Source organism: Vibrio algicola (assembly GCF_009601765.2).
GTDB classification, from domain to species: Bacteria; Pseudomonadota; Gammaproteobacteria; order Enterobacterales; family Vibrionaceae; genus Vibrio; species Vibrio algicola.
In genome coordinates this window covers 827,419-839,562 of the sequence record NZ_CP045700.1, presented here as the reverse complement: position 1 = coordinate 839,562, position 12,144 = coordinate 827,419, and the positions used below count along the sequence as shown (strand labels likewise).

At 42.5% G+C, this 12,144-nt stretch carries 10 protein-coding genes and 2 pseudogenes; 6 read left to right on the top strand and 6 right to left on the bottom strand.

Annotated features, from left to right (window positions below):
• Positions 1-39 precede the first annotated feature (39 nt).
• Positions 40-1,038 (top strand): hypothetical protein, encoded by a 999-nt coding sequence (locus tag GFB47_RS15690; RefSeq protein WP_153448906.1) that lies wholly within the window; start codon positions 40-42, stop codon positions 1,036-1,038.
• 282 nt (positions 1,039-1,320) lie between these two features.
• Here the strand turns inward: GFB47_RS15690 and GFB47_RS15685 are convergent, their stop codons facing one another.
• The 5 genes from GFB47_RS15685 to GFB47_RS15665 form a co-directional block, all read right to left on the bottom strand.
• On the bottom strand, positions 1,321-2,370 hold the full coding sequence (locus GFB47_RS15685; RefSeq protein WP_178306547.1) for a succinylglutamate desuccinylase/aspartoacylase family protein: 1,050 nt from the start codon (positions 2,368-2,370) through the stop codon (positions 1,321-1,323).
• A gap of 94 nt (positions 2,371-2,464) precedes the next feature.
• Entirely contained in the window at positions 2,465-3,370 is a 906-nt protein-coding gene (gene rimK, locus GFB47_RS15680) for a 30S ribosomal protein S6--L-glutamate ligase (RefSeq protein WP_153448904.1), read from the bottom strand.
• A gap of 29 nt (positions 3,371-3,399) precedes the next feature.
• Complete coding sequence (locus tag GFB47_RS15675; protein ID WP_153448903.1) at positions 3,400-3,825, bottom strand: ATP-dependent zinc protease family protein; 426 nt, start codon at positions 3,823-3,825, stop codon at positions 3,400-3,402.
• 267 nt (positions 3,826-4,092) lie between these two features.
• Positions 4,093-5,049 (bottom strand): porin, encoded by a 957-nt coding sequence (locus GFB47_RS15670; RefSeq protein WP_153448902.1) that lies wholly within the window; start codon positions 5,047-5,049, stop codon positions 4,093-4,095.
• Between the two features lie 249 nt (positions 5,050-5,298).
• Entirely contained in the window at positions 5,299-6,402 is a 1,104-nt protein-coding gene (locus tag GFB47_RS15665; protein ID WP_153448901.1) for an anhydro-N-acetylmuramic acid kinase, read from the bottom strand.
• Positions 6,403-6,506: 104 nt separating this feature from the next.
• Here GFB47_RS15665 and nagZ point away from each other — a divergent pair, with 104 nt between their 5' ends.
• From nagZ to GFB47_RS15645, 4 genes are all read left to right on the top strand, one after another.
• On the top strand, positions 6,507-7,499 hold the full coding sequence (gene nagZ / locus GFB47_RS15660; RefSeq protein ID WP_153448900.1) for a beta-N-acetylhexosaminidase: 993 nt from the start codon (positions 6,507-6,509) through the stop codon (positions 7,497-7,499).
• A gap of 181 nt (positions 7,500-7,680) precedes the next feature.
• Positions 7,681-8,892, top strand: a complete 1,212-nt coding sequence (gene zigA, locus GFB47_RS15655; RefSeq protein WP_153448899.1) for a zinc metallochaperone GTPase ZigA — start codon at positions 7,681-7,683, stop codon at positions 8,890-8,892.
• Positions 8,885-9,562, top strand: a complete 678-nt coding sequence (locus GFB47_RS15650) for a DUF1826 domain-containing protein (protein WP_153448898.1) — start codon at positions 8,885-8,887, stop codon at positions 9,560-9,562. The genes zigA and GFB47_RS15650 overlap by 8 nt, the downstream gene beginning before the upstream one ends.
• A 163-nt stretch (positions 9,563-9,725) precedes the next feature.
• On the top strand, positions 9,726-10,751 hold the full coding sequence (locus GFB47_RS15645) for an adenosine deaminase (protein WP_153448897.1): 1,026 nt from the start codon (positions 9,726-9,728) through the stop codon (positions 10,749-10,751).
• Here GFB47_RS15645 and GFB47_RS15640 read toward each other — a convergent pair.
• A pseudogene (locus GFB47_RS15640) lies at positions 10,752-10,979 on the bottom strand (helix-turn-helix domain-containing protein); the annotation flags it as partial.
• On the opposite strand from GFB47_RS15640, the pseudogene GFB47_RS15635 reads away from it, so the two are divergent.
• Positions 10,970-12,133, top strand: a pseudogene (locus tag GFB47_RS15635) (POT-type proton-dependent oligopeptide transporter); the annotation flags it as partial. The pseudogenes GFB47_RS15640 and GFB47_RS15635 overlap by 10 nt on opposite strands.
• Positions 12,134-12,144 lie beyond the last annotated feature (11 nt).

Here is a 12,144-nt window from a genome sequence, read left to right as displayed (position 1 = left end):
GTGTTAGTTCCTTTTTTTTAATGGCCAGTCACGGACTGAGTGGCTTGTTATTACCCGCTAAGCATTTCAGAAACCTTTGATCGCGCCTTAAAAACTCAGTTAGTGCCAGTGTTGTCAGGCTTGCTTTGTATTTATGCGGTCGGCTCGATTATTGGTCCATACACCGCCTCTGTCGCGATGCAATATTGGGGTAATGATGCGCTATTTGGAGTGTTCATCTTACTTGAATTGAGCTTGGTTATTTTTATCTTGTATCGAATGTCGGTGCGCCAGGCGCGTCCAGTGGAAGATCAAGAAAGCTTTGTGATGCACAGTCCATCAGCTATTACGGAAGAGTTGGATCCCCGTGTTGAATATCAAGAGCACTCTCAACCCTTTGAGCTCGCGTATGAAGAATTAGTAAGTTTACTCGATAAAGATAATCTTGATGAGAATAGTAATGAAGCGGTGCGTTATTTGCGTTCTGTCTCACTAGAAGAGCCTGATTGGGTGGTGCCTTTGATCAGTCGGATTTCGGATTTCGGATTTCGGATTTCGGATTTAGGTGGTGTTGATCTTATTTTGTTGTATCGGATTTTAGAATTGAGTGCACCTGATAAATTGGCTGAATATGTGGTTGTAGCGACGAAATCGGATTATCAACAAGCGCAAAAACTGGTGGAATGGCTTATTCATAAAGGGCCTGAAAGTGCATATTCTTCATTAGCGGCGATAAGTTCGGCGAATGAACATGAGAAGCTCAATGTGATGGAAATTTTAGCCGAAGTTGACCCAGAAAAAATCCCTGAATTTACTCAACAGTGGGTCGATAGCGTCACTGAAGCAACGGAAAATATGCGCGCGGCGGATAGAGAAGCGATTGATATGGATCATACCGTCGCCGATGTGCTTTCGACGGTTGAAAAAGCGGCGCCTGAACATACGGAAGAGGTGGCAGGCATTGTGGAGCAAGCGTTAGAAGAGTATTCCAGCGACAATCAATCAATAGAAAGCGACGATACCGCACAGCCAGAAGATGAAAAAGAAGCAATAAAATAAATCGGTTATTGGTTATTGGTTATTGGTTATTATACCAATTCCATTTAATATTCGATCAATTTGAATACGCCGAAAAGACGCTGATCCGTCCTTGGTCGCTTGAGAAAAGGCCATCCATGGCCTTTGACACTTTTCTCTGCATCCAATTTTGTTCGCTCATTAAATTTTCTGAATGGGTAAAGCGGCCTCTTTATACGTTTAAAACATCATTATTAAGCATCAAAAATAAAACCAGATCTGATGATCTGGCTTTATGTATTTAGAACTGCTTTTAATTGAAGATTAAGGTTTTACTTGATGAGGAACCGCAATAAAGCCGGTGGTGATGCTCTCATCTCGTAACTCTACATTTTCAATCACATCCCCAATGTAGGTTTCGACTTTATCGCCGACCGAATCGTTATCTTCGGTAAAGTAAGCTATGTGGAATACCGCATCACCCTCATTGACCAAAGGCAGTGTTTGCTGGCCAATTACGATGCCTTCTTTTGGCGCTTTCATGGTAATTTCAACATGGCCAAGTGGCGAACTAATATACGCCAATACTTGCCCTTTGCTGACGCGATCCCCCAATGTCACCATAGTGCGCAAAATGCCATTACTGTCGGCGCGAACCCAACTGCTGGATTTCGCAATCACCGATTCAGGCACTTTTTTACGCGCTGGACGCAACATACCAAGTTCTTGCATTACCCGTGTGATCCCCAATACACCAGCACTGATCGCGATCGGCTCAAAGCGTAGTGCTTCACCAGCCTCGTAAGTTAATACTGGAATACCGTGTTTTTCTGCTTCGGCGCGTAAAGATCCATCACGCAACGCGGCATCAATAATAACCGGAGTACCAAACGCTTTTGCGATGCGTATGGTTTCAGCATTGTCTAAACAAGCACGAATTTGCGGCAAGTTAGTGCGGTGGATCGCGCCAGTATGTAAGTCAACAATGTAATCGGCTTGTTGTGCCACCTTAGTAAAGAAAGTATGCGCAATACGTGAAGCTAATGCGCCTTTCTCTGAACCCGGGAAGCAACGGTTTAAATCGCGGCGATCGGGCAGGTAGCGTGACTTATGAATAAAGCCAAAAACATTGACAATCGGCGCAGCAATTAAGGTGCCTTTTAATTTACTGGCATCGGTTTTTTCAATAATCTGACGCACGATCTCTACGCCATTGAGTTCATCGCCATGAATCGCCGCATCCAATAGCAAAGTCGGACCGGCATATTTACCATGAATGATCTCAACCGGGATCGATAATGGTGAATTGGTGTACAACTTCGCTGTTTCAATTTCCATTACTTTACGTTCACCGGCAGCAATTGAGTTGCCCATGAATTCGAAAGCTGGGTTCTTTTTCACCCTTTTTTTAGCGGGTGCAGCAACATTCTCATTTGGTTGAGTATCGGTTGCTTTAATTGACTTCGATTTAGCCTCGTCCACGGGTTTTGGTTCCTTTTTCAGATGCATTCTTTTCAATGAATTCAATGATCATCCCTGCAACATCTTTCCCTGTTGCTGCCTCAATGCCTTCAAGACCTGGTGAGGAATTGACTTCCATCACTAATGGACCGCGAGAAGAGCGTAGTAGATCCACGCCTGCGACGTTTAAGCCCATAATTTTTGCTGCGGCGACGGCGGTTTTACGCTCTTCTGGGGTGATTTTCACCAGTGATGCCGTTCCGCCTCGGTGTAGGTTTGAACGAAACTCACCTTCGCCCGCTTGACGTTTCATGGCGGCGATCACCCTATCGCCAATCACAAAACAACGAATATCCGCACCGCCCGCTTCTTTAATATATTCTTGTACCATGATGTTGGCTTTAAGCCCCATGAAGGCTTCCAGTACGCTTTCGGCTGCTTTACGAGTTTCGGCTAATACCACCCCGATACCTTGGGTGCCTTCAAGCAATTTGATCACCACGGGCGCGCCGCCAACCATTTCTAATAAGTCTTTAATATCATCCGGTTTACTGGCAAAACCTGTAATTGGCATGCCAACGCCTTTACGCGAAAGTAACTGCATTGAACGTAACTTGTCACGCGAACGAGTGATCGCCACCGATTCATTGACAGGGTAAACATTCATCATCTCAAACTGACGTAAAACCGCAGTACCATAAAAGGTCACCGATGCGCCAATACGTGGAATGATGGCATCAAAATCTTTTAATTCTTCACCTTTAAAGTGAATTTGTGGCTGCTCTGAGTTGATGTTCATATAGCAACGTAGGGCATCGATCACTTTCACTTCGTGACCACGAGATTGTGCCGCTTCAATTAAACGTTTGGTTGAATACAATGACTTATTACGCGATAAAATTCCGATTTTCATAATGAACTGTCCTTGAGAAATAGTTGAAATTAAGTAATTAAAAATGAAGCGCTAGGATCGACGATGATTTTATTTTGCATCGCGGTGCGGCCTAAGAGCATGCGAAATAACATGTTTTCTCGATTAGTGAGGGTCATTTCGATTGGCCAGTCTTGATGGTTAAACCTAAGTGTAGTCTCAATCACATATCTTTGTTCTTGATGACCACCAGAGTCTTTGACTGTCCTTTGATCGAGCACTTTGGCTTCACACTCTTTTACATATTCATCGTTATTTTGTAATGGGTGAATCCAGAAGCGAACCCAAAGCTCATTATCGCGCTCGAAGGTTTCGAGTTTGAAGGTATGTAAACAGGAACTGCGCGCACCAGTATCAATTTTGGCTTTGATGAGATCAATTCCAAGGTCAGGCAAGCAAAGCATTTCACGCCATCCAACGATGATTTTATCTGTCATAGTTTTTTGATCACTAAGGTTAAGTTTCATGCCACTATAAAATGTAGGTCTTTATTGAATATAACAAGTTATTAACGTCATGAGTAGCGAATGTTGCGGACCTTAACAATTATGTGAAGTCACGTCTTGTGAAATATTTTTCCTGTCACGATAAAAATAACTTGTTGGTCTTTAAACGGTTTATAAGGTGAATTTGATAGGCGTTATGGCATAAAAAAAGCCAGACAAATGAGCCTGGCTTAATCGATATTTTATGTAGATTGTTGCTTAGAAATCGTAACGGATACCCGCTTGCAGTTGGTCATCTAAGTCGTCGATTTGCTCAAACTTGTAACCGACATAAGTGCGTAGGTTGCTGTTGAATTTGTAAACGGTTTCCAACGCGAAGTTATCGACTGCATCGTCATCGCCATCATTGGTGGTTGCGTAGTTATAAACACCAACGAAGGTCCACTGTTGGAACTTATATTGAGCCGAGATTTCGTAGCCATCATTGTCACCAATGGCGTTATCATCATTATTACTTATTTCGTATAGGGCACCAAAAGTGAAGTCAGCAATAGAGTATTGTGCGCCTAAGTCTACTTGATTTACGTCGTTATCAGCCGATTTGCCGCCAGCATAACCCACACCAAGATCAAGACCAAAATCAAATGAGTATTTAGCGCCAAGTGAATATTGATCGCTGTCTTTATCTTCGCCAGCGACATAGTTAGCACCAATGGTTAAACCAGAAAATTCACCTTCATAAGCAAAGTTATTGCCACGTTTATCTTTACCTGCGTTAATCGCTAACTCGCCATCGGCATCTGCGCCAAAGGTTGCCATGGTATCGGTAAAATCGGTGATCATCACTAATGCAGTATCTTGTTTACCGTATGAGAAATTACCAATTTCAGTGCCAATACCAGCAAATAGGTAACGAGTGAAAATAGGTTCACCACTGGTGTAGACTTCATTTTCATAAGTACCAAAGCCGGTTAAACCATCGCTAATTTGAGTGTTACCTGAGATATTGATACGAGCACGGGTTTTATCGTCAAAGTTACTTTTCGTTTTTAAACCTGCGGCATCATATTCATTATTATTTGACACATTAAAACGAGCTTCAGCACGACCACCTAAAGTGATTTCTGAACTGTCATCTTTGTAGACAGAAGCGGCGATTGAAGAAGTTGAAATAAGTGCTGCAAGAACAGCGGAAGCCAGTACTGCTTTTTTCATTGTATTGATCCTATTGATTTAATGAGACTTACATGTCTTCTTTGGGGTTGCGATTACTCTAAAAGAGAATTGTGAAGTATTGATGTCGCAAATGTTACAGTTTAATTTCATTCATTAGGATTGATAAAAGTATGCTTTTTCATTGGAAATTTGCGATGGAGATAAAAAAATCGCCAAAAACGGGAGGTGTTTTTGACGATTTTTTTGAAGTGAAAACTTGTTAGTTAAAAATGCGAACAGGAAGTGTACTTAATCTGCGCGGTAAATCGCACCGAGCACAGCAAGGCGAGATGCACCCGTTGCGGCAGGCAAGTTACCCGGTAGGCGATGGATAGTTTGATGAGCAAGCCAAGCAAACGCCATTGCTTCCATGTAATCGGCATCTATTCCATATTGTAGGGTGTTTCCCACTTGCCACTGGGGAAGAAGCTGTGCCAGTCGTTGCATCAGTAAAGGGTTTTGTGCGCCGCCGCCACAAGCCAACAACTCGTTTAGGTTATTTTGTTGTTCAAATTTTTTCACCTCTTCTGCAATCGTGAGGGCGGTTAATTCGGCTAACGTTGCTTGTACATCGGCAATAGAGGTCGAAAAATTCACGAGGATATTTTCAAGCCAAGGCAGGTTGAATAATTCACGTCCGGTACTTTTAGGCGCAGGGTGTTTAAAATAATCTTCTTGCAGCATGGTTTGTAGCAGCGCTTGATCAACTGTGCCACTGAGCGCGAGTTGAGCGTCTTTATCGTAAGCTTGCTGATAATGCTTTTGTACCCATGAGTCCATCAACATATTGCCCGGGCCGGTATCATAGCCGGAGGTTTGGTCACCATTAATAATCGACAAATTGGCAATACCACCAATATTTAAAATCACAATATTATTGTCTAAATGATCAAATAAGGCTTGATGAAATGCTGGCACTAAAGGTGCACCTTGGCCGCCTAATGCCATATCTTTACGGCGAAAATCGGCCACAGTTGTCACGCCAGTTTTGGCGGCAATAATATTGGCATCACCGATTTGCATGGTAAATGGGTAGGTTGAGTCTGGCGCATGAAACACGGTTTGACCATGACTGCCAATTGCTGTTATTTCACTTGGGGCGGTATTGCTGGTGGATAGCAATTGATTGACCGCATCGGCAAACACATGCCCAAGGCGATGATCGATTTCACCGATCTTAATTAAGTTGGTTTGCTGACCAATACACACATCCAATACATCGGCTTTAAGATCGGGCGGCATCGGGAAAAAATCATGCGCTAACAATTTGATTTGTTTGCCATCTGTAGTAACTAGTGCGGTATCGACCCCATCTAAACTGGTGCCCGACATAATGCCAATGTACTTTTCCATAAATCGTCCTTTAACAGCAATATTGTGCTTTGAGTATACCCTCATATAGTGTCAAAATATGGCGATAGCATCGTGATTTAGTCATATTTTAAAAGGAATAACGAATGGGTCCATTGTGGTTAGATGTCGAAGGGTTTGAAATCGACGCAGTAGAAAAAGAAATTCTGGCGCATCCAACCGTGGGCGGCGTGATTTTATTTGCGCGTAACTACCACGATAACGAGCAATTATTGGCACTCAATAAATCGATTCGAGCAGCAGCGAAGCGTCCGATTTTAATTGGTGTGGACCAAGAAGGTGGGCGTGTACAGCGTTTTCGTGATGGTTTTACCGCGATTCCTGCCGCCAAAGATTACGCCAACATGCTCGATGGCGTCAATGCGGCAAAAATGGGTGGCTGGCTAATGGCAGCTGAGCTGATCGCACACGATATCGATTTAAGTTTTGCGCCAGTCTTGGATAAAACCTTCCAATGTAAAGCGATAGGCAACCGCGCATTTGGCGAAGACTTAGCCACCATTTTGAAATACAGCAGCGCTTATATGCAAGGCATGAAACAAGTCGGCATGGCCACCACAGGTAAACATTTTCCTGGTCATGGTGGGGTGGTGGTCGATTCGCATTACGAAACCCCATTTGATCAGCGCGATGATATTTTTGAAACTGATATGGCGATTTTTAAAGCGCAAATTGAAGCCGGAATTCTCGATGCCATGATGCCCGCGCATGTGGTGTATCCTAATTACGATGATCAACCTGCTAGTGGTTCAAGCTATTGGTTAAAAAAGGTATTACGAGATCAACTTGGCTTTGAAGGGATCGTATTTTCCGATGATTTAAACATGGAAGGGGCGAGCATTATGGGCGGTCCTGCCGAGCGTTCGCTTAAATCGATGCAAGCCGGTTGTGACATGGTGCTGATGTGCAATAACCGCAAAGCCGCGATTGAAGTGCTCGACAACTTGCCGATCACCGAAGTGCCACAAGCGATGTCATTATTAAAACAACAAAGCTTTAGTTTGAATGAACTGCAATCGACACCAGAGTGGCAGCAAGCTCATCGCGTCATGAATGCGCATATGGAACAGAAAAAATAATCCACGCCTTGTCGTTAACCAGCTTAAAATCATAAATAAAACCTAAGTGAATTCGTTTACTTAGGTTTTTTTTGATTTAAGAGTTGTGCGTTATATGCAAGTCAATGGGAAAATAGGCTATTAAAACACCTTGTTGTTATGTTATAACATTTCCATTGTATTAATGGTGAATGAGAAGAAGATGAATGAGACAAGGTTATATCGACTGCCTGTTACCGTACTATCAGGATTTTTAGGCGCGGGAAAAACCACGGTTTTAAGCCATATTCTAAATAATAGAAAAGGTAAAAAAGTGGCGGTGATCGTGAACGATATGAGCGATCTCAATATCGATGCCGCAATGGTAAGAAGCGGTGTATCGCTTAATCATAGTGAAGAAAAATTAATTGAAATGAGCAATGGCTGCATTTGCTGCACCTTACGAGAAGACTTATTGATCGAAGTTACTAAGCTAGCTCAAGAAGGAAGATTTGATTACTTAGTGATTGAATCTACCGGCATTTCTGAACCTTTACCGGTTGCAGAGACCTTTACTTTTACTGATGATAATGGCCAATCGTTATCAGACTTAGCGACGCTCGATACCATGGTGACAGTGGTGGATGCGGTTAATTTTTTAAACGATTATCAACACGCTGAGATGTTACAAGACACCACGCAACATCTTGGTGATGACGATGAACGAAGTGTTGCTGATTTATTGATCGATCAAGTTGAGTTCGCGGATGTCATTTTAATGAGTAAAACTGACTTGATCGGGGCGAGTGAAATTGCGCAATTAACCGCTATTCTAAAAACATTAAATACCACCGCTCGGATTATCCCTATTTCACAGGGTCGAGTGGACATCAAGTCTGTTTTAGATACTCATCTATTTGATTTTGAACGCGCACAGCAAGCAGCTGGATGGCTAAAAGAGATCCGTGGAGAGCATGTTCCAGAAACAGAAGAATATGGCATTAGTAGTTTTCATTATCTCGCTCGTCGCCCATTTCATCCTGAACGTTTTTATCAATTTCTGCATGCGCTAGAACCGTTCGGTAAACTTCTCCGATCGAAAGGGTATTTTTGGTTAGCCAGTCGAGCTGATATGGTCGGACAATGGAGTCAGGCTGGTGGTATCGCCGATCATGGCTTTGCGGGGATGTTTTGGAGCGCGATTGCCAAAGAAGACTGGCCCACTGATAAAGCCTCACTTGATGAAATTCACAAAGCTTGGCTTGAACCTTATGGCGATCGACGACAACAACTTGTTTTTATTGGGCAAGGACTCAATAAAGAAGCGATGATCCAAGCTTTGGATATGTGCTTGCTTAATGATGAGGAATTAAAAACAGGCGCTTGGCAAGATTTTACCGACCCTTTTCCAATCTGGGAGTTTGCTCATGCGTAACGCTGAATCCTCGCGCCATATTGCTTTAGATGACACTGCAATTCAAAAAGTCGCAATAGGTGAACATGCACAAATTTTAAGTCAGATTTATCAACCAGAAAATAATATTTCAATTTGGCAAAGAAAAGTATCTCATGATCTAGAGGCGAGTATCCAAGCTCATTTGCTTCAAGGTTTAACTGTAAACATTAAAAAGACCGTTACCCCAGACAGCGTTAAAGCGGATATTTTTCCAAGCTTGGAAGATTGGGAGTGTCGTGATGAATTAATCGCAGATATTTCAATATTAGTGGCAATGTTCTGCTGCTTATTTGAATTACGCCATGTCGGATTACGACTCGCAACATTAGATCGGGCAATGTGTCCAAGGTTTCATGTTGATAATGTGCCATGTAGGTTAGTGACGACCTACAGTGGCGTTGGAACTCAGTGGTTGGCGCACCATGAGGTTAATCGAAAGCGCTTAGGAGCTGGAAATCAAGGTTTACCCGATCATCAATCTGGTTTATATCCTGACAGCGATTCGATTCAACAATTAAGAATGGGGGATGTGGCTTTATTGAAAGGCGAAATGTGGTTAGGAAATGAAGACTCAGGCTTAGTCCACCGCTCTCCTGAATTGACCGCAATAGATAAGACTCGGCTGTTTTTATCCCTTGATTTTAATTGAGATCAGAAGTCTTGTGGGCATCGCAGTCAGGTTAGGAATACCTGACTGCAATTTTTATTTTAGCGTATACACTTAATATGCATATTGGTGAATTTTATCATTCAAAGCAACGAATCGTTACTCGCTCATTTTGATCAATCAGTTTGAAACAAGGGAGTAGACAATGAAGCAAAAACAACTCGAATTTATTCAAGGCTTACCTAAAGTCGAATTGCATCTGCATATTGAAGGTTCTCTTGAGCCAGATTTACTGTTCGAGCTGGCAAAGCGCAACCAAGTTTCTATTCCTTTCTCTTCACCGCAAGAAGTGCAAGCGGCATATCAATTCAATAACTTACAATCGTTTCTCGATATTTATTATCAAGGCGCTAATGTCTTGATCCATGAGCAAGATTTTTACGATCTGACTTGGGCTTATCTGCTACGTTGCCGACAAGATAACGTGGTTCATACTGAAATATTCTTTGATCCCCAAACTCATACCGCGCGGGGTATTGGGTTCGATACGGTGATTAATGGCATTGATAAAGCGTTAAAACAAGGAAAGGAAGAACTTGGTATTTCAAGCCAAATTATTATGTGTTTTCTGCGTCATTTAGATCAAGACTCAGCCTTTGAAACCTTAAAACAAGCGCTGCCTTTTAAAGATAAGATCATTGCGGTAGGGTTAGATTCCTCCGAAGAGGGTCATCCGCCACAAAAATTCACCGAGGTTTTTCAAACTGCCATCGAGCATGGCTTTTTAACCGTTGCCCACGCAGGGGAGGAAGGGCCTGCGCAGAATATTGATAATGCGATCTCGTTGCTTGGCGTCTCACGGGTTGATCATGGTGTACGTTGTGTCGATGACCCCAAGCTGGTGGCAGAGCTCATTGCTAAGCGAACCCCACTGACGGTATGCCCATTATCAAATATCAAACTGAACGTGTTTGAAACCATGGCCGAACACAACATTGTTGAATTATTACGCCAAGGCTTATGTGTCACCATTAATTCCGATGATCCGGCTTATTTTGGCGGCTATATGACGGCGAATTTTATTGCAGTGGCGAAGGCGCTACCCATCACCAATAAGGAATTAATGGCGTTAAGTTTTAATGCGATTGAAGCGAGCTTTATCTGTGATACCGAAAAACAAAAATTGAGAGAGAAAGTGGAGCAATATGGCAACAAGGATGCAAAGCTCTGATCAGGTTTGTACTCCGCTATACACATCAATCGTCAAGCCTCTTTGTTTCGCGTAGTGTTGAGGGGTTAATCCAATTTGTTTTTTTAAAGTGCGGATCAAATGGGGTTGGTCGCTAAATCCAAAGCGCATAGCAATGTCCGCCCAATCAATATCAGCGATGTCACGTTGATATAAATACTCCAGCATTGCCTCTAACTTATTCATGGTTTGGCATTGCTTTAATGTCACCGACATTCCCTGGTTTATTTCGTCGCACGTTTAAAAATGAAAATGACTTTGAAAATGCCTATCCAATTAACTATTCAGTCAATAATGTTGGGGCGTTCTTATCTCAGTATTTGTTCCCAATTATTGTCGTCGTCATTGGTTTTCATTTTAGTTTCGCAATTGCCGCTTTTGTGGCTTTCACTGGTTTCCTGGTTTTATATATATTGCGTAAAGACATTGTGGCGATTTCAACTGATATTGATAAAGCGCCTATTCCAACCAACAAAATGATTCAGTTCTTAGTCTTGTCAGCTGCCATGCTTGGCACGGTATTCTTTATGTTCTCAAATATGGATGTGGGTCAATACATTATCTATGCGTTAGCACTTGGCGCAATAGGTTACTTTATATTGCTGATGCTACGTGCACCTAAAGCCGAAGCGATGCGCATGAGTACCATCTTACTGATGTTGATCCTAGTGGTGGCATTCTTTATTTATTACGGTCAAATGATGACTTCGATGAATATGGTTGCGATCAACACATTACGCGGCGACTTATTTGGTTTTATTCCTCTTCCTCCTGAAGCTGCCATGGCATTGAACCCGCTTTGGTGTATGGTTGCCGGCCCGATTATTACGTTTATCTTCGTCAACCTTGAGAAAAAAGGCATCACTTTTACCACTGCAACAAAGGTGGGATTTGCATTTATTATGACCACATTGGCATTTGGGACTTTAACTTTTGCGGCGCAATCTGTGGGCTCTGATGCGGTGATCGTGCCGGAATACTTTTTCCTTGCACATTCATTCCAAGCATTCTCGGAAGTGATTGTAGGTAGTTTAGCGGTGGCGTTTATTTTGTCTGTTACGCCAAAGCATATCGAAAATTTCTCTGTGAGTTTGTTTTCGGTTGCTATTGCACTAAGTGGAGTAGTTGGCGCAGTATTCTCGACTTCAATTGCACTTGATAAAGGTCAAAAGATTTCTCAGCAGTTCGTGCAAAATACTTATGGTGATTATTTTCAGTTGTTGACTATATTAGCTGTGGGTATCGTGGCGGTCGCCTTTATCTGTTCGATTCTTATCAAGAAAATCTTGGCTGCCAGTGATCGTATCGAACGAGGCGGTTCTGATGACGAACAAAATATAGATCTTCAATCTCAAGAAGTATAATAGGGATCAAA